25 protein-coding genes and 1 riboswitch are annotated in these 21407 nt (G+C 76.8%); of the genes, 15 read left to right on the top strand and 10 right to left on the bottom strand.

Annotated elements, in window-relative coordinates:
* Positions 1-18: 18 nt before the first annotated feature.
* From ACI79F_RS20500 to thiD, 5 genes are all read left to right on the top strand, one after another.
* Complete coding sequence (locus ACI79F_RS20500; RefSeq protein ID WP_456545388.1) at positions 19-630, top strand: thiaminase II/PqqC family protein; 612 nt, start codon at positions 19-21, stop codon at positions 628-630.
* Complete coding sequence (locus tag ACI79F_RS20495) at positions 627-1241, top strand: TenA family protein (protein ID WP_456545387.1); 615 nt, start codon at positions 627-629, stop codon at positions 1239-1241. Before ACI79F_RS20500 ends, ACI79F_RS20495 begins: the two co-directional genes overlap by 4 nt.
* Before the next feature lie 52 nt (positions 1242-1293).
* Positions 1294-1389: riboswitch (TPP riboswitch) on the top strand.
* Positions 1382-2179 (top strand): hydroxyethylthiazole kinase, encoded by a 798-nt coding sequence (gene thiM, locus ACI79F_RS20490; RefSeq protein WP_456545386.1) that lies wholly within the window; start codon positions 1382-1384, stop codon positions 2177-2179. It overlaps the preceding riboswitch by 8 nt.
* 10 nt (positions 2180-2189) lie before the next feature.
* Complete coding sequence (gene thiE, locus ACI79F_RS20485) at positions 2190-2834, top strand: thiamine phosphate synthase (RefSeq protein ID WP_456545385.1); 645 nt, start codon at positions 2190-2192, stop codon at positions 2832-2834.
* Positions 2831-3640 (top strand): bifunctional hydroxymethylpyrimidine kinase/phosphomethylpyrimidine kinase, encoded by an 810-nt coding sequence (gene thiD / locus ACI79F_RS20480; protein ID WP_456545384.1) that lies wholly within the window; start codon positions 2831-2833, stop codon positions 3638-3640. Before thiE ends, thiD begins: the two co-directional genes overlap by 4 nt.
* Before the next feature lie 88 nt (positions 3641-3728).
* Here thiD and ACI79F_RS20475 read toward each other — a convergent pair whose 3' ends face one another.
* The 3 genes from ACI79F_RS20475 to ACI79F_RS20465 all read right to left on the bottom strand — a co-directional run bounded on the left by ACI79F_RS20475 (position 3729) and on the right by ACI79F_RS20465 (position 6344).
* Positions 3729-5024 (bottom strand): Nramp family divalent metal transporter, encoded by a 1296-nt coding sequence (locus ACI79F_RS20475; RefSeq protein ID WP_456545383.1) that lies wholly within the window; start codon positions 5022-5024, stop codon positions 3729-3731.
* A gap of 106 nt (positions 5025-5130) precedes the next feature.
* Entirely contained in the window at positions 5131-5907 is a 777-nt protein-coding gene (locus ACI79F_RS20470) for a Mut7-C RNAse domain-containing protein (RefSeq protein ID WP_456545382.1), read from the bottom strand.
* Complete coding sequence (locus tag ACI79F_RS20465; protein ID WP_456545381.1) at positions 5904-6344, bottom strand: Orn/Lys/Arg family decarboxylase; 441 nt, start codon at positions 6342-6344, stop codon at positions 5904-5906. Before ACI79F_RS20465 ends, ACI79F_RS20470 begins: the two co-directional genes overlap by 4 nt.
* Positions 6345-6440: 96 nt before the next feature.
* Between ACI79F_RS20465 and ACI79F_RS20460 the strand changes: the two genes are divergently transcribed.
* Both ACI79F_RS20460 and ACI79F_RS20455 read left to right on the top strand, forming a co-directional pair.
* A complete protein-coding gene (locus ACI79F_RS20460; protein WP_456545380.1) occupies positions 6441-6953 on the top strand; it encodes a VOC family protein in 513 nt (170 codons plus the stop codon).
* Positions 6954-7011: 58 nt separating this feature from the next.
* Complete coding sequence (locus ACI79F_RS20455) at positions 7012-7572, top strand: GNAT family N-acetyltransferase (protein ID WP_456545379.1); 561 nt, start codon at positions 7012-7014, stop codon at positions 7570-7572.
* Between the two features lie 6 nt (positions 7573-7578).
* On the opposite strand, the gene ACI79F_RS20450 is transcribed toward ACI79F_RS20455, so the two are convergent.
* Complete coding sequence (locus ACI79F_RS20450; RefSeq protein WP_456545378.1) at positions 7579-8016, bottom strand: rhodanese-like domain-containing protein; 438 nt, start codon at positions 8014-8016, stop codon at positions 7579-7581.
* 167 nt (positions 8017-8183) lie between these two features.
* On the opposite strand from ACI79F_RS20450, the gene ACI79F_RS20445 reads away from it, so the two are divergent.
* Both ACI79F_RS20445 and ACI79F_RS20440 read left to right on the top strand, forming a co-directional pair.
* The gene (locus tag ACI79F_RS20445; protein WP_456545377.1) at positions 8184-8834 is read left to right on the top strand and encodes a GntR family transcriptional regulator; all 651 of its coding nucleotides are present in this window, start codon (positions 8184-8186) and stop codon (positions 8832-8834) included.
* Positions 8831-9853, top strand: a complete 1023-nt coding sequence (locus tag ACI79F_RS20440; RefSeq protein WP_456545376.1) for a 1-aminocyclopropane-1-carboxylate deaminase — start codon at positions 8831-8833, stop codon at positions 9851-9853. The genes ACI79F_RS20445 and ACI79F_RS20440 overlap by 4 nt, the downstream gene beginning before the upstream one ends.
* A gap of 12 nt (positions 9854-9865) precedes the next feature.
* On the opposite strand, the gene ACI79F_RS20435 is transcribed toward ACI79F_RS20440, so the two are convergent.
* Both ACI79F_RS20435 and ACI79F_RS20430 read right to left on the bottom strand, forming a co-directional pair.
* Positions 9866-10579, bottom strand: coding sequence for an alpha/beta hydrolase (locus ACI79F_RS20435; protein ID WP_456545375.1), 714 nt, complete (start codon positions 10577-10579; stop codon positions 9866-9868).
* Between the two features lie 229 nt (positions 10580-10808).
* Positions 10809-11831: an NADP-dependent oxidoreductase gene (locus tag ACI79F_RS20430; protein ID WP_456545374.1), complete on the bottom strand. Its 1023-nt coding sequence runs from the start codon at positions 11829-11831 to the stop codon at positions 10809-10811.
* Between the two features lie 101 nt (positions 11832-11932).
* Between ACI79F_RS20430 and msrA the strand changes: the two genes are divergently transcribed.
* The 3 genes from msrA to ACI79F_RS20415 all read left to right on the top strand — a co-directional run bounded on the left by msrA (position 11933) and on the right by ACI79F_RS20415 (position 15505).
* The gene (gene msrA / locus ACI79F_RS20425) at positions 11933-12589 is read left to right on the top strand and encodes a peptide-methionine (S)-S-oxide reductase MsrA (RefSeq protein WP_456545373.1); all 657 of its coding nucleotides are present in this window, start codon (positions 11933-11935) and stop codon (positions 12587-12589) included.
* A gap of 73 nt (positions 12590-12662) precedes the next feature.
* Complete coding sequence (locus ACI79F_RS20420) at positions 12663-13781, top strand: class I SAM-dependent methyltransferase (RefSeq protein ID WP_456545372.1); 1119 nt, start codon at positions 12663-12665, stop codon at positions 13779-13781.
* A gap of 140 nt (positions 13782-13921) precedes the next feature.
* Positions 13922-15505 carry a methyl-accepting chemotaxis protein gene (locus ACI79F_RS20415; RefSeq protein WP_456545371.1) on the top strand — a complete coding sequence of 528 codons (1584 nt, stop codon included), beginning with the start codon at positions 13922-13924 and terminating at the stop codon, positions 15503-15505.
* Positions 15506-15545: 40 nt separating this feature from the next.
* On the opposite strand, the gene ACI79F_RS20410 is transcribed toward ACI79F_RS20415, so the two are convergent.
* Positions 15546-16040 carry a phosphoribosyltransferase gene (locus ACI79F_RS20410; RefSeq protein ID WP_456545370.1) on the bottom strand — a complete coding sequence of 165 codons (495 nt, stop codon included), beginning with the start codon at positions 16038-16040 and terminating at the stop codon, positions 15546-15548.
* Positions 16041-16106: 66 nt separating this feature from the next.
* On the opposite strand from ACI79F_RS20410, the gene ACI79F_RS20405 reads away from it, so the two are divergent.
* Complete coding sequence (locus tag ACI79F_RS20405) at positions 16107-16595, top strand: hypothetical protein (RefSeq protein WP_456545369.1); 489 nt, start codon at positions 16107-16109, stop codon at positions 16593-16595.
* A 4-nt stretch (positions 16596-16599) separates the two neighbouring features.
* Here the strand turns inward: ACI79F_RS20405 and pucL are convergent, their stop codons facing one another.
* The 3 genes from pucL to uraD all read right to left on the bottom strand — a co-directional run bounded on the left by pucL (position 16600) and on the right by uraD (position 18390).
* The gene (pucL, locus tag ACI79F_RS20400) at positions 16600-17490 is read right to left on the bottom strand and encodes a factor-independent urate hydroxylase (protein ID WP_456545368.1); all 891 of its coding nucleotides are present in this window, start codon (positions 17488-17490) and stop codon (positions 16600-16602) included.
* A gap of 88 nt (positions 17491-17578) precedes the next feature.
* Entirely contained in the window at positions 17579-17896 is a 318-nt protein-coding gene (gene uraH, locus ACI79F_RS20395; RefSeq protein ID WP_456545367.1) for a hydroxyisourate hydrolase, read from the bottom strand.
* The gene (uraD, locus tag ACI79F_RS20390; RefSeq protein WP_456545366.1) at positions 17893-18390 is read right to left on the bottom strand and encodes a 2-oxo-4-hydroxy-4-carboxy-5-ureidoimidazoline decarboxylase; all 498 of its coding nucleotides are present in this window, start codon (positions 18388-18390) and stop codon (positions 17893-17895) included. Before uraD ends, uraH begins: the two co-directional genes overlap by 4 nt.
* Before the next feature lie 40 nt (positions 18391-18430).
* Between uraD and aceB the strand changes: the two genes are divergently transcribed.
* Both aceB and ACI79F_RS20380 read left to right on the top strand, forming a co-directional pair.
* Complete coding sequence (gene aceB, locus ACI79F_RS20385; protein WP_456545365.1) at positions 18431-20005, top strand: malate synthase A; 1575 nt, start codon at positions 18431-18433, stop codon at positions 20003-20005.
* Positions 20002-21210 (top strand): DUF6986 family protein, encoded by a 1209-nt coding sequence (locus ACI79F_RS20380; protein ID WP_456545364.1) that lies wholly within the window; start codon positions 20002-20004, stop codon positions 21208-21210. The genes aceB and ACI79F_RS20380 overlap by 4 nt, the downstream gene beginning before the upstream one ends.
* Positions 21211-21407 lie beyond the last annotated feature (197 nt).

The following is a 21407-nucleotide window of genomic DNA, read 5'->3' as shown; positions in this document are numbered from 1 at the left end:
CGCCCGTACTGTCGCGCCGTGCCCACCTCCGACCTGGTCCGCGACCACCCGGACGCGTGGCGGCGCGCCACCCACCACCGGTTCCTGCTCGGCGTGCGCGACGGCACCCTGCCCCCGGGGGCCTTCGAGACGTGGCTGGTGCAGGACGCGCACTACGTCGCCGACCTGCTGCGCTTCCAGGCCCGGCTGCTCGCCCGGGCCCCGCGCCCGGCGCAGGCGGTGCTCGCCGCGGGGGCGGTCGCGCTGGTCGAGGAGCTGGCGTGGTTCGAGGAGCTGGCCGGGCGCCGCGGGCTGGACCTGGGCGCGCCGCGGCTGCCGGCGACGACGGCCTACGCCGAGCTGCTGCGCCGGCTGGACGGCGCCGACGTCCCGGAGGCGCTGACCGCGCTGTGGGCCGTCGAGCGGGTCTACCTCGACGCGTGGACCGTGGCCGCGCCCGGCGCGGAGGGGTACGCGGAGTACGTCGCGCACTGGACGGCGCCCGGGTTCGCCGCCTACGTCGACGGGCTGGCCGGCGCCGCCGACGCGCTCGGCGGGCGGCACGACGACGTCGTCCTGGCCGTCCTCGACGCGGAGGTCGCCTTCTGGGCGATGGCAGTCGACGACGCGGCGCTGGGGAGCGGCGGGTGAGCCTGGCCCGCCGCCTGTGGGCGGACTCCGCCGACCTCGCCGCCGCCGCGCTGGACAACCCGTTCGTCCGCGGCCTGGCCGACGGGACGCTGCCGCGGGACCGGTTCGCCGGCTACGTCGCCCAGGACGCGTTCTTCCTCCAGGCCTTCGCCCGCGGCTACGCGATGGCCGTCGTCCGCAGCCCCGACCGGGCCGGCCTGGAGGCGTTCGCCGACCTGCTCGCCGGGGTCCGCGACGAGTTGCGGCTGCACGACGGCTACGCCGCCCGCTGGGGGATCGACCTGGCGACCGTGACCCCGGCCCCGGCGACCGCCGCGTACACCGACTTCCTGCTGGCCACGGCCGCCACCGGCGGGCTGGGGGAGACCTGCGCGGCGATGACGCCGTGCATGCGGCTCTACGCCCACCTCGGTCAGGCGCTGGCCGGCCGGTCCGCCGGGCCGTACGCCGAGTGGGTCACCACCTACGCCGACCCCGGGTTCGAGGCGCTGGCGGCCACGCTGGAGGAGCTGCTGGACCGGTACGCGGCCGACACCGCGCCGGTCGCGCGGGCCTACCGGCGGGCGATGGAGCTGGAGGTCGGGTTCTTCGCGGCGGCCTGGGCGGGCTGACCGCCGGGGGAGCGGCTGACCGGCAGCGGTGCGCCGCCCGCTTGCTACGTTCTCTGCCGACACGGGGTGCCCGCGCGCGGCGGGCTGAGATGACACCCGTCGAACCTGCCCAGGTCATGCTGGCGAAGGGATGTCACGGCGTGGACGCCGACGCGCTCGCGGCCGCTCGGGCCGCACTCACCGAGGGTGCCCCCCTCGTGCACTGCCTCACCAACACCGTGGCGCAGACGCTGACCGCGAACGTGCTGCTCGCCGTCGGCGCCGCGCCGGCGATGGTCGTCGCGCCCGAGGAGGCCGCGGACTTCGCCGCGATCGCCTCGGCGCTGCTGGTCAACGTCGGCACGGTGCACGGCGCCTCCGCCGAGGCCATGCGGGTCGCCGTCCGGTCGGCCGGGGCGGCGGGGACGCCGTGGGTGCTGGACCCGGTGGCCGTGGGCGGGCTGCGCTTCCGCACCGACCTGGCCCTCGAGCTGGCGGCCCTCGGGCCGGCGGTCGTGCGCGGCAACGCCTCGGAGGTCATGGCCCTGGCCGGCACCGGCACGGGCGGCCGGGGCGTGGACTCCACGGCGACCGCCGACGACGCGCTGGAGGCCGCCGTCGCGCTGGCGGTCCGCACCGACGGGGTGGTCGCGGTCAGCGGGCCGGTCGACGTCATCACCGACGGGTCGCGGGTCGTGCGGATCGGCGGCGGCTCGCCGCTGCTGACCCGCACCACCGGGGCCGGCTGCGCGCTGGGCGCGCTGACCGCCGCCTACGTCGCGGTGGCGGGGGACCGGATGACCGGCGCCGTCGCCGCACACGCCCACGTGGCGCTCGCCGCCGAGGCCGCCGCGGCGATCGCGCAGGGCCCCGGCAGCTTCGCCGCCGCCTGGGTGGACGCGCTGGACGCTGTCAGCCCCGAGGACCTGGCGCGGGCCGCCGTCCGCGACGCCTCCTGAGGCCGGCGCCGTGCGACCGGCGTTCGACCCCACGCTGTACCTGGTCACCGACACCGCGCTGTCGCGCCCCCGGACGGTGCCCGACGTCGTGCGGGCCGCCGTCGCCGGCGGGGCGACCGCCGTGCAGGTGCGGGACAAGCAGGCCTCCCGCCGGGAGCTGTACGCGCTGACGCTGGCGGTCCGCGCCGTCGTCCCCCCGGGCGTGGCGCTGTTCGTGAACGACGCGGTGGACGTCGCCCTGCTGGCCGGCGCGGACGGCGTGCACGTCGGCCAGGACGACCTACCCCCGGCCGAGGTCCGCGCCCTGATCGGCCCGGACCGGCTGCTCGGGCTCTCCGCCGGGTCGCCCGAGGAGCTGGCGCTCGCGCTGGCCCTGCCGCCGGGCACCGTCGACGTCGTCGGGATCGGCCCGGTCTGGACCACCCCCACCAAGCCCGACGCCGGCGCCGGGCTCGGCGCCGCGGGGGTGGCCGCCCTCGCCGCGCGGGCCCGCGCCGGCGGCCTGCGGTCGGTGGCGATCGGCGGCATCGACGCGGGCAACGCCGCCTCGGTGACCGGCGTGGACGGCGTCTGCGTGGTCTCGGCGATCTGCGCGGCCCCCGACCCGGCGGCCGCGGCCCGCCGGCTGCGGGACGCGCTGGGGGTCCGGGCATGACCGCCGTCGCGCTGACCGTCGCCGGCAGCGACCCCAGCGGCGGCGCCGGCGTCCAGGCCGACCTCAAGACCTTCAGCGCGCTCGGCGCCTACGGCACCGCGGTGCTCACCGCGCTGACCGCGCAGAACACCCGCGGGGTCACCGGCGTGCACCCGGTGCCGGCGGCGTTCGTCGGCGAGCAGCTGCGCACGCTGCTCGACGACGTCCCGGTGGGCGCCACCAAGCTCGGCATGCTGGGCACGGCGGACGTCGTCCGGGAGGTCGCGGCGGTGCTCGCCGAGCGGCGGCCCGGACCCGTGGTCTGCGACCCGGTCATGGTGGCGACCAGCGGCGACCGGCTGGTGGGGGCCGACGCCGTCGACGCCATCCGCGCCGACCTGCTGCCGCTGACCGACCTGATCACCCCGAACGTGCCCGAGGCGGCGGCCCTGCTGGACGGCCCGCCGGCGGAGTCGGTCGAGGCGATGGTGGAGCAGGCCCGCGCGCTGCTGGCCCTCGGCCCGGGGGCGGTGCTGCTCAAGGGCGGCCACCTGGGCGGGGCGGAGAGCGTCGACGTCCTGGTCTCCGCGGACGGCGTCGTCGTCACCCGCCGTCCCCGGGTGGACACCACCACCACGCACGGCACCGGCTGCACGCTGTCCTCGGCGATCGCCGCGCTGGTCGCCCGCGGGGTCGGCGGGCCGGGGGCGTGGACGCCGGTGGTCGAGCAGGCCCGCGACTACCTGCAGGAGGCGCTGGCCGCGGGCGCCTCGCTGGGCGTCGGGGGCGGGCACGGGCCGGTGCACCACTTCGTCCGCTGGTGGTGACGGCCGCCGCCCCTGACCCCCTCGACGAGATCTGCACACTCGTCGCGATCAGGCCCTGATGGCGACGAGTGTGCAGATCTCGCGGGGGTCAGCCGAGGACGAAGCCGAGCAGCAGGTGGGCGTTCAGGCCGATGATCAGCGCGGCGACCACGCTGCCGACGACCGTGGTGATCGGCCGGTTCACCCAGCCGCCCATCAGGTCGCGCCGGCTGGTCAGCCACAGCAGCGGCACGAGAGCGAACGGGATGCCGAAGCTCAGCACCACCTGCGACCAGACCAGCGCGGTGGTGGGGTCGCCGCCCAGGACCAGGACGGCGAGCGCCGGCGCCAGCGTGATCAGCCGGCGGGTCAGCACCGGGATGTGCCGGCGCAGGAAGCCGGCCATCACGACCTGCCCGGCGTGCGTGCCGACCGACGACGACGCGAACCCGGAGGCGAGCAGGGCGAGGGCGAACGCGACCGAGGCGCCGGCGCCGAGCTGGTCGCCCAGCCCCGCGTGCACCGCCTCCAGCGAGTCGGCCTCCCCGCCGCCGGTGAACAGCTGCGCGGCGATGACCAGCATGGCGGCGTTGACCAGCCCGGCCAGCCCCATGGCCAGCAGGACGTCGAGCCGCTGGGCCCGCAGCAGGCCCCGCCGCCCCTCCGCGGTGCGCCCGGCGGTGACGACGTCGCCGTAACGGCCCGGGGTCAGCGCCGAGTGCACGTAGATCACGTGCGGCATCACCGTCGCGCCGAGGATGCCGGTGGCCAGCACGAGGCTGTCGGGCCCGTCGAAGCTGGGCACCATGCCGCCGGCCATGCCGCCGAGGTCCACGCCGGAGCCGACCAGCGTGTAGAGGAACCCGCCGCCGATGACCAGCAGCAGCCCGGTGATGACCCGCTCGAAGGGCCGGTGCCCGCGGGACTGGGCGCCGAGCAGCACGAACGCGACCACGGCGGTGATGACGCCGCCGATCGGCAGCGGCACCCCGAACAGCAGGTTGAGCGCGACGGCGCCGCCGACGATCTCGGCCAGGTCGGTCGCGATCGCGACGGCCTCGGCCTGCAGCCACAGCATCCGGGTGACCGGGCGGGGCAGCTGCTCGCGGCAGTTGGTGGCCAGGTCGCGGCCGGTCGCGAGGCCGAGCTTCGCCGTCAGCGACTGGATGAGCATCGCCATGAGGTTGGCCGCGACGATCACCCACAGCAGCGTGTAGCCGAAGCTCGCGCCGCCGGAGAAGTTGGTGGCGAAGTTGCCCGGGTCGACGTACGCGACCGCGGCCACGAAGGCGGGGCCCAGCAGCGGCCAGACCCGGCGTCGGCCCGAGGGCGGCGGTGCGGGGGTCCGGGGCGCGGAGACCAGGGTGGTCGGCAGGACGGCGGCCTCGGTCTTGGAGAGGTACACGGCGGCCTCACGGGGAACGGCGGGGAAGCGGGCGCTCCTCTCCTGCCCGGCCGGGGTGTCACCCCCGGGCCACGTCGTGGCCCCCGGGGGCCGAGGTGAGCCTGGCCTACGGCACCGGCCGGTCCGGCGCCGCCGGCGGCTCCCGCACCGCCCGGCGGACGAGCTCGTCGATGCGGCGGGCGTGCGCGCCGCGCCAGTAGACCCGCCCGCACGCCGGGCAGCGGGAGAAGTCCGTCTGCGTGCGCAGGGTGCCCGGCTCCAGCCGGTCGGCGACCTCCGCGGCGGTCACCGCCGCCAGCGGCGCGCCGCAGGCGGTGCAACGGGTGAGCGGGGCCAGCGGCGGGGCGAACCGGTCGAGGACGTCGTCCAGCTGCTCGTCGGGGCCGGTGCCGCGGACGTAGGCGCCCCAGGTGCGGTCGCCGGCCCGCAGCGCCCGGCGCCGGAGCAGCCCGCGGTCCTGGGTCAGCAGCACCCGCCGCTCGGCGAGCGCCTGGGCCACGAGCTCGGCGTCGTCGGCGTCGGCGGCCCGGCGGTCGGGGGACCAGGCGGCGTCCACCCCGAGCAGGCGCAGCCGCCGGGCCAGCGCCCCGAGCCCGACGTCGAGCAGGAAGCCCCCCGGCGGCGCCGGCTGCGGCCGGGGCACCGGGCCGACGGTCACGGTGGCGCCGGGACGGGCGCGGGCGGCGGCGTCCACCGCCTCGCCGTCCAGCCGGAGGGCGCCGGCCTCGGTCAGCGGGACGCCGGCGGCCTGCACCAGGTGCCCGACGGTGGCGTCGGGGTCGAACCGCAGCTGCCGGCGACCGCCGGCGCGGGCCCCGGCGGGCAGGAACAGCCGCAGCGGCCCGGCGACCGCCACCGTCACGGTCGCCGGGCCGGCGGTCACTGCCGCACGACCCGCAGGCTCTCCATGGAGGGGTCCGCGGCGTCCGGGACCAGCATCCCGGCCCGCACCCCCGTGGTCAGGTAGTCGACCGCCTCGGCGGTGATCCGCTCGCCGGGCGCCAGCACGGGGACGCCGGGCGGGTAGGGGCTGACCATCTCCGCGGAGACCCGGCCCACGGCCTCGGAGACCGGCACCTGCTCGACCCGGGCGAAGAACGCGTCCCGCGGGGCCTGGGTGGTGACGCCCTGGGACTCGCGGCGGTCGTCGAGGCCGTTGAGGGTGAGCACGTCGGAGGCGAACACGCCGGCGCCGACGACCTCCAGCACCCGCGGGTCCACGCCGCGGCCCTGCTTGTGCCCCGGCGGGCCGAACACCACGTCGCCACGGCGGCGGAACTCCTGGAGGGCCTCGAGGACGGGAGCGCGGGAGTGGTCCATGGGCCGCCCCTACCCAGGGACCGAGGGCCCAGATACTTGAACTCTCATCTATCGTCGGGGACAGTGGAGGAGCACCCACCCGACAGGAGCTCCGCCATGCCCGTCCAGCGCCTCAACCACGCCGTCCTCTACGTCCGCGACGTCGACCGCAGCGTCGCCTTCTACCGCGAGGTGCTCGGCTTCCGGCCGGTGATGGAGATCCCCGGCCGGGCCGCCTTCCTGCAGGCCGAGGGCTCGACGAACGACCATGACCTCGGCCTGTTCGCCATCGGCGACCGCGCCGGCGGCTCCGAGGCCGGCCGGCGCACCGTGGGGCTCTACCACCTGGCCTGGGAGGTCGACACCCTCGACGAGCTCTCCCGGGTGCAGGACGCGCTGCTGCGGGCCGGCGCGCTCGTCGGCGCCTCCGACCACGGCACGACCAAGGCCCTCTACGCCCAGGACCCCGACGGTCTGGAGTTCGAGGTCTCCTGGCTGGTCCCGGCCGCGCTCATCACCCCCGAGGTGTCCGAGGCGCGGACCCGGATCGGCCGGCTCGACCTGGCCCGCGAGATCGCCCGCTACGGCGGCGGCACGCGCGGCGGCGTCGGCGTCTCCGTTCCCATCTGAGCGGAGTTGCCGGGGTGCGGTTCCCGCACCCGAGCGACTCTGTGGAGGATGGGTCCCCGTGCAGCCCGCCCAGCCCCTGGAACCGGCCGACCTCGAGGCGGGCCCCGTGCGGCTGCGGCCCTGGCGCGCGAACGACGTCGACGACGCCTGGAGCGCGTTCCGGGACGAGCAGATGCGCCGCTGGGGCGGGCTGGTCGTCGACTCCCGGGAGGACGCCGTCGCGTGGGTCGGCCGCCGGCTGACCCCGGCCCCGGACCGCGTGAACTGGGCCGTCGCCGACCCCGGCACCGGCACCCTGCTGGGCTCGGTGGGCCTGCACGCCGTGGACCCGGTCGAGGGCCAGGCGATGGTCGGCTACTGGACGGTGCCCGCGGCCCGGGGTCGCGGGGTGGCGGCCCGCGCCGTCGACGCCGCCTGCCGGGAGCTGTTCGCCCGCACGCCGGTCGACCGGATCGAGCTGTGCCACGCCGTGGGCAACCCCGCCTCGGGCCGGGTGGCGGAGAAGGCCGGCTTCACGTGGGAGGGGCGGCTGCGCCGGTCCCACCGCTACGGCGGCGGCATCAAGCTCGACCAGTTCCTGTGGGCGCGGCTGGCCGACGACCGCCCGCCCCTGCTGTGAGGCCGCTCAGCACCCGCAGCTGACCCCGGCCGGCGCGGTGAGCGGGTCGACGGCGGGGCGGTGCACGCCGTCGGCCGTCTCCACCGGCAGGCCCTCGCGCGCCCAGTACTCGAAGCCGCCGATCATCTCCCGCACCCGGAAGCCCCGTTGGGCCAGGGCGAGCGCGGCCCGGGTGGCGCCGTTGCAGCCCGGGCCCCAGCAGTAGGTGACGACCGGGACGGACGGGTCCAGCTCCGTCGCCCGGGCCCCGATCTCCCGGCCCGGCAGGTGCACCGCGCCCGGGACGTGCCCCTGCGCCCACGCCTGCGCGCTGCGGCTGTCGAGGAGGACGAAGCCGGGGTCGCCGGACTCCAGCGCGGCGTGCACGTCGCTCACGTCGGTCTCCACCGCCAGGCGGCGGGCGAAGGAGGCGGCGGCGTCGGCGGGGTCGGTGCTCCAGTCCATGCGCCGATGCTCGTGGGCCGTCCGCGGCGTGCCCAGGGGCCGGACTGCCGCCGTCCGCACCGTTCCTGCCAACCCCGTGTGCGATGTGGCGCTTCTGCCCGGGGCGAGAGCGCCACAGTCGCCACGAGGGGTTGACGGCGAGGCCGCTGACATCTGAGATGTCAGTTGTGTCCCTCGCCCCGGTCGGCCGCGTGCTGCTGCGCGACGTCGCCCTGACCCGCCTGCGGGAGGCGATCGTCAGCGGCGAGCTCCCGCCCGGCGCGGTGGTCAAGGACGCCGAGCTCGCCGGCCGCCTCGGCCTGTCGGTCGCCCCGGTGCGCGCCGCGCTGGCCCGGCTGGCCGACGAGGGCCTGGTCGAGGCCAAGCCGCAGAGCCACACCCGGGTCACGCCGCTGGCGGTCGGGCCGGTCCGCGACGCCGCGGCCGTCGTCCGGGTGATGCACGAGCTGGCCGTGCGGGAGGCCGTGCCCCGCCTGACGGACGACGACGTGGCGCGGATGCGCGCGGCCAACGCCGACTTCGCCGCCGCCGTCGAGCGCGGGGACGTCGACGCCGCCCTGGCCGCCGATGACGCCCTGCACGCGGTGCTGGTCGAGCGGGCCGGCAACACGGCGGTGGCGGCCACCGTCGACCGGTTCACCCCGGCCGTCCGCCGGCTGGAGCGCCGCCGCTTCGCCACCGCCGGCGGCCGGCACAGCGTCGTCCTGCACGACCGCCTCATCGCCGCCTGCGCGGCCCCCGACGTCGACGCCGCCGTCGCCACCACGACCGAGATCTGGACGGCGCTGCTGTCCGAGCTGTCCGAGGAGACCGCGTGACCACCCTGTCCGACTTCCCCCGCCACCCGCTGCTGTTCGGCCCGTCCCCGGTGCACCGCCTCGACCGGCTCACCGCGCACCTGGGCGGCGCCGCCGTCTGGGCCAAGCGGGAGGACGTGAACTCCGGCATCGCCTTCGGCGGCAACAAGACCCGCAAGCTGGAGTACCTCGTCGCCGACGCCCTCGCCCAGGGCTGCGACACGCTCGTCTCGATCGGCGGGGTGCAGAGCAACCACACCCGCCAGGTCGCCGCGGTCGCCGCGCACCTGGGCCTGTCCTGCGTGCTCGTGCAGGAGAGCTGGGTCGACTGGCCCGACGCCGTCTACGACAAGGTCGGCAACATCCTGATCAGCCGGCTGGCCGGCGCCGACGTCCGGCTGGTCAAGGCCGGGTTCGGCATCGGGTTCAAGGAGAGCTGGGAGGCCGCGCTCGCCGAGATCGAGGCCCGCGGCGGCAGGCCCTACGCCATCCCGGCCGGGGCGTCGGACCACCCGCTCGGCGGTCTCGGCTTCGCGAACTGGGCGCACGAGGTCGCCGCGCAGGAGGCCGAGCTCGGCGTCTTCTTCGACACCGTCGTCGTCTGCTCGGTGACCGGCTCCACGCAGGCCGGGATGGTCGCGGGCTTCGCGCAGCTCGAGGAGCAGGGCGGCCGGCCGCGCCGGGTCCTGGGCATCGACGCGTCGGCCAAGCCGGCCGAGACCCGCGACCAGGTGCTGCGGATCGCCCAGCGGACGGCGCGAACCATCGGCGTGCAGCGCGAGCTCACCGCCGACGACGTCGAGCTCGACGAGCGCTACCACGCCGGCGTCTACGGCATCCCCGACGAGACGACGATCCGCGCGATGGAGACCGCCGCCCGCACCGAGGGCATGGTCACCGACCCCGTCTACGAGGGGAAGTCGATGGCGGCGACGATCGACCTGGTCGGCCGCGGCGAGATCGACCCGTCCTCCACCGTGCTGTACGCCCACCTCGGCGGCCAGCCCGCGCTCAACGGCTACAGCGCCCTCTTCGGCTGAGGTCGTCTCCGCTCAGCGCCGGCTGCGGGGGTCGAGGGGGACGGCGAGGCCGCCGGGGTCGTCGAGGGCGGCGGCCACGTCCGGTCGCCACTGCCCGAACCCGGCCCCGGCCAGGACGACGTCGCGCACCAGCGCGTGCCACACCCCTGACCGGCGCACCATCGAGTGGCCGCCGGCGACCGTGAAGCGGGCGATCCGCGCACCGGCCCGCTGCGCCCGCACCGCGTAGTCGGCCGACAGCCGGGCCGGCACCCAGCGGTCGCCGCGGCCGTGCAGCAGCACGGCGGTGCGGCCGCGCAGGTGCGCCACCGGCTCGCCCGGCGGCGTCCACGGCGCCAGGCCGCAGACCGCGGCGACCCCCGGCTCGCCGCCGGCGCGCAGCACCGCCCGGCCGCCCATCGAGTGGCCGACCAGGACGACGGGCACGCCGTCGCCGTGCTCCTCCCGGATCCGCGCCAGCGCCCAGCGGACGTCGGCGAACGCGTCCGCGGCCACCCCGTTCCAGCCGGCCACCCGGTAGCGCAGCAGGTAGGTGTCCAGCCCGCGCGGGCCCATGGCGCGGCGGACGAACTCCTCGATCGCCCGCATGCGCAGCAGCGACAGCGCCCGCTCCCGCGGCGGCTGCACGCTCTCCACGGTGCCGCCGTGGCAGAACAGCGCGACGGCGCGGGCGGGCACCGGCGCCGCGGCGTGGTCCAGCGCGGGCTGCCGCGTCGAGGTCGTCACCGAGGGGAGGGGGTCGACGACGGGTGCACGGACCCCAGGGTGCCCGATCGCCCCCGGCCGGGGACCGCGCCCCCGCCACCGGCCGCCGCACCCAGGGATACCAGCCGCCTCACCGGACACGGCGCCGGGGCGTGTCGCCGTCCGGTCGGTCCTCCGGGGATCCCTCCCCGGGTCGTCCGTCCCGCCGACCCGCCCTGACCGTCCGGCCGCGGGCGACGGCGTACGGCGCCTAGTCCGGGTCGGGGGCGAGCCGGACGACCATCTTCCCGGTGTTGGCCCCGCGGAGGAGGTCGAGGAAGGCCGGGACGGCGGCGTCCAGCCCCTCGTACACCGTCTCCCGCGCGACCAGCTCGCCCGACCGCAGCCAGCCGGCGATCGCCTCGGTGGCCTCGCCGCGCAGGTCGCCGTGGTCGCCCACGAGGAAGCCGCGGAGGGTCAGCCGCTTGCCGACCATCAGGCTCATGTTCCGCGGGCCCGGCGGCGGCTCGGTGGCGTTGTAGCCGGAGATCGAGCCGCACAGCGCCGCCCGGCCGTGCACCCGCAGCGCGCCGATCGCGGCCTCCAGGTGCTCGCCGCCGACGTTGTCGAAGTAGACGCTGATCCCGTCCGGCGCCGCCGCTCGCAGCTGCCGGGCCACCGGGCCGTCGTGGTAGTCGAAGGCGGCGGTGAAGCGCAGCTCGCCGGTCAGCCAGGCCACCTTCTCCGGGCTGCCGGCGCTGCCGACCACCGCGCCGGCGTCGCGCAGCCGCGCGAACTGGCCGACCAGGCTGCCCACGGCGCCCGCGGCGCCGGAGACGAGGACGTCGTCCCCCGGCTGGAACGCCGCGATCCGGAACAGCCCCGCGTAGGCGGTCAGCCCGGGCATGCCGAGGACGCCGAGGTGGTGGGTCGGCGAGACCCCCTCGAGCACGGGCAGCACCCGGACCTCGCGGGCGGCCAGGACGGCGACGTCGCGCCACGCCGCGTCGGTGAGCACCAGCGCGCCGACCGGGACGCCGTCCGCCCGCGACTCGACCACCCGGCCGACCGCGCCCCCCTTCATCACCTGCCCGACCTCCCACGGCGGCGCGTAGGAGGGTTCGGGGCGCATCCGCCCGCGCATGTAGGGGTCGACCGACATGGCGACCATGCGGACGACGACCTGCCCCTCGGCCGGGTCGGGGTGCTCGACCTCGACCAGCCGGAAGTCGGCGGGCGTCGGCTCGCCGTGCGGGGTGGCCGCGAGGTGCCACTCGCGGGCGGACACGGGCACGGGGCACCTCCGGTGGGCGGCGGGCGGGGGACGGCGTCGATCCTCCAACGCCCGCGCCCGCGGCGCCGATCGGAGTGGCGGGCCGCGCCTACGCTGGGGGTATGTCGTTGTTCTCGCGGTACAAGACCGAGCCCGTGGCGCGCGAGGACGCGCTGCCCGGCCGTCCCGACCCCCTGCCCGCCATCCCCGAGTTCCACGCGGTCAACGGCAACCGCATCCGGCCGCCGTTCCCCGACGGCATGCAGACCGCCGTCTTCGGCGCGGGCTGCTTCTGGGGCGTGGAGAAGGCCTTCTGGCAGCTGCCGGGCGTCTACTCCACCGCCGCCGGCTACGCGGGCGGGTTCACGCCGAACCCGACCTACGAGGAGGTGTGCTCGGCGCGCACCGGCCACACCGAGGTGGTGCTGGTCGTCTTCGACCCGGCGGTGACCTCCTACGAGCAGCTCCTCAAGGCGTTCTGGGAGGACCACGACCCGACGCAGGGCATGCGCCAGGGCAACGACGTCGGCACCCAGTACCGCTCGGCGATCTACTACGCCTCGCCCGAGCAGGAGGCCGCCGCCCGCGCCACCCGGGACGCCTACCAGGAGCGGCTGCGGGCCGCCGGCTACGGCGAGATCACCACCGAGATCGCCCCGCTCGGGGAGTTCTTCTACGCCGAGGACTACCACCAGCAGTACCTGCACAAGGTGCCCAACGGCTACTGCCCGGTGCACTCGACCGGCGTCTCCTGCCCGGTCGGTCTCCCCGGCGTCTGATGAAGGACCCCCGTGCCCCCCACGCCTCGCAGGCTCGGCGCGGGCCCCTGCACGGGGGCCGGCGGCTGATGGCGTGACCCTGTTCGACCAGCTCCGCAGGGAGCCGGACGTCGAGGCGCCCGAGCTGGTCGCCGTCGACGCCACCGACCGGCTGCTGCTCGACGAGGCCGCGCCGCTGCTGGCCGCCGCCGGACCCGGCGAGGTCGTGGTGGTCGACGACGCGCACGGCGCGCTGACCCTGGGGGCGGTGGCCCTGCACGGCGTCCGCGAGCCGCGGGTGCACCAGGACCTGCTGGTCGGCGAGCTCGCGCTGGCCGCCAACGCCGAGCGCACCGGCCTGGCCGGCAGCTACCGCTCCCTGCCGCTGGACGCCGCGCTGTTCGCCGGCGCGCGCGTGGTGCTGGCCAAGGCCCCCAAGGCCCTCGACGCGCTGCGCGAGCTCACCGAGCTGGCCGCCGGGTCGGCCGCACCCGACGTCACGCTGCTGGTCGGCGGGCGGGTCAAGCACATGACCCACGCGATGAACGACGTGCTGCGGCTCGGGTTCGCCGACGTCTCGGCGACCCTCGCCCGGCAGAAGTCGCGGCTGCTCGTGGCCCGGGGGCCGCGCGCCGGCACGCCGTCGTCCTTCCCGCGGTGCCGGCGCGACGAGGCCGCCGGGCTGACCGTCTGCGCGCACGGCGCCGCCTTCGCCGGCAACCGGGTGGACGACGGCACGCGGGCCCTCCTGCGGGCGCTGCCGGCCATGGCGCCGGACGCGGGCACCGCGCTGGACCTCGGCTGCGGCACCGGCGTGCTGGCGGTGGCGCTGGCCGCGGCGCGGCCGGGGCTGACCGTGCTGGCCTCCGACCAGTCCGCGGCCGCGGTGGCCTCGGCCGCCGCCACCGCGGCCGCCAACGGGGTGGCCGAGCGCGTCCGGGTCGACCGGGACGACGCCGCGGCCGGGGTCGCCGACGGCAGCGTGGACCTGGTCGTCTGCAACCCGCCGTTCCACCTCGGCACCTCGGTGGTGACCGCGGCGGCCGACCGGCTGTTCGCCGCGGCGGCCCGGGTGCTGCGGCCCGGCGGGCAGCTGTGGACGGTCTACAACAACCGGCTCCCGCACCGCGCGGCGCTGCGCCGCCTGGTCGGGCCGACCCGGGTGGCGGAGGCCGGACGACAGTTCACGGTGACGGTGTCGACGCGCTACTGAACCGCGCCCGGCGGCGCGCCGACCGAAGAATCCTTGAAATCCGGTGCAGTTCGGCTGTAGTCGCTCCACCTCCCCGCCGAACCAGAGCGCACGGTGTCCGGGTCACGGACGCCGCCCGTCGTCCACACGGAGCCCCCGCCATGGCGCGCTACTGGTCCGACCGTCCCCTCGGTGTGAAGCTCGCGGCGCTGGTCGCCGCCGGCGCCGTCGCGCTCGCGGTGTTCGCGGCCGTGACGCTGCAGGCGCTCGCGGGGACGGGGGAGACCGCCGACGACCTGCTGGCCAGCGCGGAGGCGGTCGAGGACGCGCTGCTCAGCGACATGATGCACGACGCCGTCCGCGGCGACGTCCTGCAGGCCCTGGTCAGCGGCGGGCAGGGCCCGCTGTACACCGGCGCGGCCGCCGACCTCGAGGAGCACACCGGCGTCTTCACCGGCCTGCTCGACGAGATCCGCGCCGACCGGCTCAGCCCCGAGGTGCTGGCCGCCCTCGACGAGGTGACGCCGGTGGTGGAGGCCTACCTCGCCTCCGCAGCCCGGATCGTGCAGCTGGCCGGCCAGGACCCGGCGGCGGCCGCGGCGGGCTACGCGGACTTCGCCGCGGCGTTCACCGCGCTCGAGGACGAGCTGCCGACGCTCGGCGACGCCGTCAACGCCTTCGCCGGGGCGGCGGCCGAGCACTCGAGCGAGCAGCGCGGCACCGCCGCGACCCTGGCCGTCGTCGTCGCCGTGGCCGGCGTCGTCGTCCTCGCCCTGCTGGGCTGGGTGGTCACCCGCTCGGTCGTCGGGCCGCTGCGCCGGGTCGGCGCGCTGGTAGCCGGCCTCGCCGAGGGCGACCTGCGGGGCAGCGCCGGGGTGACCAGCCGCGACGAGGTCGGCCGGATGGCGACCGCGCTGGAGGCGTCGATGGCCAGCATGCGGCAGGTCGTGACCGCGATCGGGGACAGCTCCGCCACGCTGGCCTCGGCCACCGAGGAGCTCTCGGCCTCGGCCCAGGACCTGAGCCGGCTGGCCGTCGAGTCCTCCGCGCAGTCGGAGGTGGTGGCCGGCGCGGCGAACCAGGTGTCGCTCAACGTGCAGACCGTCGCCGCGGGCTCCGAGCAGATGGGCGCCTCCATCCGCGAGATCGCGCAGAACGCCGCGGAGGTGGCCCGGGTCGCCGGGCAGGCCGTCGCGGTCGCCGACGAGACCACCGCGACCGTGGCCAAGCTCGGCCAGTCCTCGCTGGAGATCGCCGACGTCGTCCGGGTCATCACCGGGATCGCCGAGCAGACCAACCTGCTCGCGCTGAACGCCACCATCGAGGCGGCGCGGGCCGGGGAGGCCGGCAAGGGCTTCGCCGTCGTCGCCAACGAGGTCAAGGAGCTGGCCCAGGAGACCGCCAAGGCCACGCAGGACATCACCGCGCGGGTCGCGGCCATCCAGGGCGACACCGAGGGCGCCGTCGTCGCGATCCGCCAGATCGCCTCGATCATCAAGGTGATCGACGACTCGCAGAGCACGATCGCCGCCGCGGTGGAGGAGCAGACGGCGACGACCACGGAGATGAACCGCAACGTCGGCGAGGCCGCGGTCTCCGCCGGGCAGATCGCGGAGAACATCACCGCGGTCGCCGGGGCCAGCGGCGCCACCACCGCCGCGATGGACGACGCCCGCACCGCCATCGACGAGGTGGCGCGGATGGCCACCTCCCTGCAGGCCTCGGTCGCCCACTTCCGCTACTGACCGCCCGGCGGGTCGGTGGGCGGCGGTCGGTCGGCCCGGGTCAGTGGGCGGGGCGGTCGCCGCGCCGGCGGACCGGGGGCTGCGACGACCACGGGAAGTCGATCCAGCGGTCGGTGCGCCGCCACACGTAGTCGCAGCGGACCACCGACTGCGGCTTCTCGTAGACCACCGCCGTCCGCACCTCGGCGACGTAGCCGGTGCAGAAGTCCCGGACCAGCTCCAGCGTCTTGCCGGTGTCGGCGACGTCGTCGGCGACCAGCACGTCGGCCCCGGTGATGTCGACCTGGTCGAGCGTCGGCGGGAGGACGACGGGCAGGTCCAGCCGCTCGTCGACGCCGGTGTAGAACTCCACGTTCATCACGAAGAGGTTCTTCACGTCGAGCGCGTAGCCCAGCGCGCCGCCGAGGAACAGCCCGCCGCGGGCGATCGCCAGGATCAGGTCGGGCTCGAAGCCGTCGGCGGCGACCTGCTCGGCCAGCTCGCGGCTCGCGGTGCCGAACAGCTCGTAGGTCAGGATCTCCCGCTCGGCGGTCACGGGCGCCGATCGTGCCAGGGCCGCGGGGCACTGGGCACACCGAGCCCGGCCCGGCAGGGTGGGGGCGTGGCCGTGGCTCCCGTCCTCGCTCCCGTCCTCGCTCCCGTCGTGCGTCGGGTCCTGCCCTGGGTGGCCGGCCTGGCCGCCGTCCAGGGCGCGGGGGTGCTGACCGGCCGGCTGCTGGCCCGACGCCACGACGAGGGCGACGACACCACCGCGGGCATCCGCCGCTTCCGGCTCATGGGCGGAACCGCACTGCACCCGCACCACCCGGAGCTGTCGCGGGTGCGGCTGGACCTCGTGATGGCGGGGGCCGAGGTCGACCTGGGCCGGGTCCCGCGGGTGCCCGGCGGCGTGGACCTGACCGTCCGGGCCTGGATGTCGGGGGTCGAGGTGCGGGTGCCCGGCGACTGGCGGGTGTGGGTCCGCGCGACCGGTGCGGCCTCGGGCGTCGCCGTCGACCCGCGGCTGGAGCGCACGGACGACGAGCGCGGCGCCGACCTGCGGGTGCACGCCACCGCCGTCGCCGCAGGGGTCACCGTCGAGCCCGCCTGAGCGCTCAGCAGAAGCCCGGCGTCCCCTGCCACGCCACCGCGGCGGCCGGGACGTCGTCGCGCTCGACGACCCCCTCGATGAGGCCGTAGGGGCGGTCGTCGGCGTGGTAGACGACGTCGGGGTTGTCCAGGCCGAGCGCCGACAGGTCCTGCAGGAAGTGGTGCCGGTTCGGCATGGACATCCGCACCTCGGCGACGTCCGGGAACCGCTCCAGCACCGCCTCGCCCATCGCGTACAGCGTCTGCTGCAGGGCGAGGGAGTGGGTGGCGGCGAAGGTCTCCAGCAGCGTCGTCCGCACCCCGGCGAACGCGGCGTCCCAGTCCAGCTCGGCGCTCGTGTAGCGCCACCGGGCGGTGACCGCCGTGGCCAGGATGCGGTCGCGGGTCTCGGCCAGCGTCGTGTAGCGGTCACGCGGGAAGCCCCAGAACTCGCTGCCGGTGGTCTTGAGGACGACGAGGTCGGCCAGGCCCGCCAGCACGTGGACGTCGTCCCCGTCGACCGTCACCACCGCCGTCCGGACCTCGCCGCCGGGCCGCCGGAAGGCGTGCTCGTGCGGCGTCCCGCCGACCGCGAGCCGCTCCCAGCCGTAGGACTCCACGCCCACGCGCGCCCCGGTGACCCACGGGTAGGAGCCGGCGAAGTGGCAGGCCAGCCGCAGGCCGAACGCCTCGGGCGACCCCACGCCCTCGCGGGCGAAGGCGAAGACCGTGTTCTTCTGCGCGTCGGTGGTCAGCACGTGCGCGTTGTCGCCGGCGGTGTGCGCGGCGGTGAAGTCGCCGCGCAGGGCGCTGGAGACGTTCAGGTCGACCAGCTCGTGCCGCGGGGTGCTGCGGTCGACCGCGACGACGCGGACCTCCGCCTTGCCGTACTGGTTCGCCCCGAGCCGGATCGCCATGGCTGCACCCTCTCCCGTCGCTGTTGCGCGCATGTTGCACGTGGAACGGAGTCGCCGGGGCGCGGTCTCCGCCACCCGGCGACCCCGCTCACGAGCCGCGGTAGGTGCTGTAGGCGAACGGCGAGAGCAGCAGCGGCACGTGGTGGTGCTGCGCGGGGTCGGCGACGGCGAAGGTCAGCACGACCTCGGGGTAGAAGGTCGCGACCTCCCGCGCCGCGAACCAGGCGCCGGTGGCGAACACCAGCCGGTGCACGCCGGCGGCGGTCTCGCCCTCGGCCAGCCGGCAGCGCCCGTCGTCGTCGGTGACGCCGCCGGCGACGAGCTCGTCGCCGGCGTACAGCCGGACGGCGACGCCCGCGGCCGGCCGCCCGGCGACCGCGTCGAGCACGTGCGTCGACACGCTCATGCCACGAGCCCCCGCACCCGCAGCTCGGTGATCTGCGCCAGTTGCTCGGTCACCTCGGCCCGCTCGGCGTCCTCGTCGGCCGTCAGCCGGCGGCGCAGCTCGGCCAGCACCTCCTCCGGCGAGCGCCCGGCCGCGCGGATGAGGAAGACGTGCCCGAAGCGCTCCTCGTAGTCCCGGTTCCCCTGCACGATCGCGGCGCGCACGTCGTCCTCGGCGTCGCCCATCGCCGCCTGCTCGCGGCGGGAGGCGGCGGCCTCGGCGGAGGAGCCGGACACCCGGTCACCGATCCGCGGGTGGGCGGCCAGCGCCATCGACACCTCGTCCCACGACAGGCGGCGCGCCACCTCGCCCGCCCGGTGCACCAGCGTCTCGACGTCGGGGTAGGGGCGTCCCGCCGCGATCTCCGCGGCGAAACGCGCGGCGGCGTTACAGGCCCGCAACGACTCCACGGCACGGTCGGCGGGCCCGGAGTTGAACTCGTCGAGGCTGGCCACGGTGAGAGGATGCCAGCCCCGCAGCACAGAGGAGGCCCTGATGACCGACGTGCGCGTGGTCGGACCGGACGTCGACCGGGCCGGGGAGGTGCTGACCCCCGAGGCGCTGGCCTTCGTCGCCGACCTGCAGCGCCGCCACGGCGCCGAGCGCGACGCGCTGCTGGCCGCCCGCGCCGCGCGCCGGGCCGAGATCGCCGCCGCCGGGACGATCCGCTTCCGGCCCGGGACGGCGGACGTCCGGGACGGCGACTGGCGGGTGCCGCCCCCGCCCCCGGGGCTGGTCGACCGGCGGGTGGAGATCACCGGCCCGACCGAGCCGAAGATGGCGGTCAACGCGCTCAACTGCGGCGCCGACGTGTGGCTCGCCGACCTCGAGGACGCCAACACCCCGCACTGGCGCAACGTCGTCGGCGGGCAGGTGGTGCTCCGCGACGCCGTCCGCCGCACGCTCGCCTTCACCTCCCCGGAGGGCCGGGAGTACCGGCTGCGGGAGGACGGCGAGCTGCCCACGATCGTGCCCCGCCCCCGCGGCTGGCACCTGCCCGAGCGGCACCTGCTGGTCGACGGCGAGCCGGCGGTCGGCGCGCTGGTCGACGCCGGGCTGTACCTCTTCCACAACGCCCGCGAGCAGCTCGACCGCGGCAGCGGCCCCTACCTGTACCTGCCGAAGATGGAGGGCCACCTCGAGGCCGCGCTGTGGGCGCTGGTGTTCGACTCCGCCGAGCAGGCGCTGGACCTCCCGGCCGGGTCGATCCGCGCCACGATGCTGATCGAGACCATCCCGGCGGCGTTCGAGATGGAGGAGATGCTGCACGCGCTGGGCAGCCACGCCACCGGGCTGAACGCCGGCCGCTGGGACTACCTGTTCAGCGTCATCAAGACCTTCCGCGACGCCGGCGGCGCGTTCGTGCTGCCCGACCGCGGCGCGGTCACCATGACCGCCCCGATGATGCGGGCCTACACCGACCAGCTGGTCGCCGTCTGCCACCGGCGCGGGGCGATGGCGATCGGCGGCATGGCGGCGGCGATCCCCAGCCGCCGGGACCCCGAGGCCAACGAGCGGGCGCTGGCGAAGGTCAGGGAGGACAAGACCCGCGAGGCCGGCGACGGCTTCGACGGCTCCTGGGTCGCCCACCCCGACCTCGTGCCGGTCTGCCGGGAGGCCTTCGACGCCGTGCTCGGCGACCGGCCCAACCAGCTGGACCGGCAGCGGCCCGAGGTGGCCGTCACGCCGGCCCAGCTGCTCGACGTCCGCGGCGTGCCCGGCGAGCGCACGATGGCCGGGCTGCGCTCCAACGTCGAGGTCGCGATCCGCTACCTGGCCGCCTGGCTGGGCGGCAACGGCGCGGTCGCCATCCACGGCCTGATGGAGGACGCCGCCACCGCGGAGATCAGCCGCTCCCAGGTGTGGCAGTGGGTGCACAACGGCGTCGAGCTCTCCGACGGGCAGACGGTCACCGAGGAGCTGGTCCGCCGCGTCGTCGCCGAGGAGGTCGCCGGCATCGGCGAGCTGCCGCACCTCGCCGAGGCCCGGGACCTGTTCGAGCGGGTCGCCCTGGCCGACGAGTTCCCCGACTTCCTGACCCTGCCCGCCTACGAGCTGGTCGACCGGTGACGCTGGGCGAGGAGGTCTACGCGGAGCTGGACCGGCGGCTGACCCCGACCGACGCGCTGCGGCTGGCCCGGTACCCCGGCGACTGGCCCGAGCGGCAGCCGGTGCACACCTGCTACGTGCCGGCCGACGCCGTCGTCCCCGGGCTGGCCGGGGAGTGGGGGACGGCCGCCCTGGCGGCGCTGGACGAGCACGGGCTGCCCGACCTCGGCCTGGATCCGGCGCTGCTCGAGCAGGTGCTGCCCCGCGTGCAGTCGAAACTGGCGACCGAGCCGGTCGAGGACCTCCGCGTCGACGCCGAGGACGGCTACCGGGGCGCGGCGGACGCCGAGGACGGCGACGTGCAGGCCGCGGCGGCCGCCGTCGCCGCCGACCGCGCGGCCGGGGTCGCCCCGCCGTCGGTGGGGATCCGCGCCAAGTCCCTGGAGGCGCCGACCCGCCGCCGCGGCGTCCGCTCCCTCGACCTCTTCCTGGGGGCGCTCGGGCCGGGGCGCGCGGTGGTCACCCTGCCGAAGGTCACCGACGTCGAGCAGGTGCGGGCGTTCCTGCCGGTCCTCGACGCGCTGCAGGCCGCGCACGGCGCGACGCTGGACCTGGAGCTGCAGATCGAGACCCCGCAGGCCGTGATCGGCGCCGACGGGACGGCGGTCCTCGCCCGCATGGTGCACATCGCCGGGCCCCGCCTGATCGGCCTGCACTACGGCACCTACGACTACAGCGCCGCCCTCGGCATCGCCGCCGAGCACCAGGCCTCCGACCACCCCGCGGCCGACTTCGCCAAGCAGCTCGTGCAGGTGGCGGTCGCCGGCACCGGCGCCCGCCCGGTGGACGGGTCGACGAACGTGCTGCCGGTCGGTGCGACCGCCGACGTGCACGCCGCCTGGCGGCTGCACGCCCGGCTGGTGCGCCGGGCGCTGGAGCGCGGCTTCTACCAGGGCTGGGACCTGCACCCGGCGCAGCTGGTCACCCGCTACACGGCCACCTACGCGTTCTTCCGGGCCGCGCTGCCGGCCGCGGCCGCCCGGCTGGCCGCGTACCTGGACCGGGTGGACGGCGGCGTGCTCGACGAGCCGGCCACCGCCCGCGCGCTGGCCGGGGTGGTGCTGCGCGGCCTGGACTGCGGCGCCGTGGACGAGGCGGAGGTCTCGGCGGCCACCGGGCGGCCGGTCGCCGAGGTGGCCGCGGTGGCCGGACGCCGCGCCCGCTGACGCCGCCGTCCCCCCGCCGCCGCCGTCCCGCTGCCGTCGCCGTCCTCCCTCACCGGGACGCGTCCTCCCTCACCGTGGGGGGGGGGGGGGGGGGGGGGGGGGGGGGGGGGGGGGGGGGGGGGGGGGGGGGGGGGGGGGGGGGGGGGGGGGGGGGGGGGGGGGGGGGGGGGGGGGGGGGGGGGGGGGGGGGGGGGGGG

The sequence above is a fragment of the Blastococcus sp. SYSU D00868 genome, from assembly GCF_054050575.1.
This window is presented reverse-complemented; position numbering and strand designations above follow the sequence as displayed.

Excerpts from the sequence above, each read along its gene's own strand:
- pucL (WP_456545368.1), bottom strand. The coding sequence starts at position 17,490 with ATGGCGATCCGGCTCGGGGCGAACCAGTACGGCAAGGCGGAGGTCCGC.
- ACI79F_RS20460 (WP_456545380.1), top strand. The coding sequence starts at position 6,441 with ATGCCCGTCCAGCGCCTCAACCACGCCGTCCTCTACGTCCGCGACGTC.
- msrA (WP_456545373.1), top strand. The coding sequence starts at position 11,933 with ATGTCGTTGTTCTCGCGGTACAAGACCGAGCCCGTGGCGCGCGAGGAC.
- ACI79F_RS20415 (WP_456545371.1), top strand. The coding sequence starts at position 13,922 with ATGGCGCGCTACTGGTCCGACCGTCCCCTCGGTGTGAAGCTCGCGGCG.
- uraH (WP_456545367.1), bottom strand. The coding sequence starts at position 17,896 with ATGAGCGTGTCGACGCACGTGCTCGACGCGGTCGCCGGGCGGCCGGCC.
- aceB (WP_456545365.1), top strand. The coding sequence starts at position 18,431 with ATGACCGACGTGCGCGTGGTCGGACCGGACGTCGACCGGGCCGGGGAG.
- ACI79F_RS20450 (WP_456545378.1), bottom strand. The coding sequence starts at position 8,016 with ATGGACTGGAGCACCGACCCCGCCGACGCCGCCGCCTCCTTCGCCCGC.
- ACI79F_RS20465 (WP_456545381.1), bottom strand. The coding sequence starts at position 6,344 with ATGGACCACTCCCGCGCTCCCGTCCTCGAGGCCCTCCAGGAGTTCCGC.
- thiD (WP_456545384.1), top strand. The coding sequence starts at position 2,831 with ATGACCGCCGTCGCGCTGACCGTCGCCGGCAGCGACCCCAGCGGCGGC.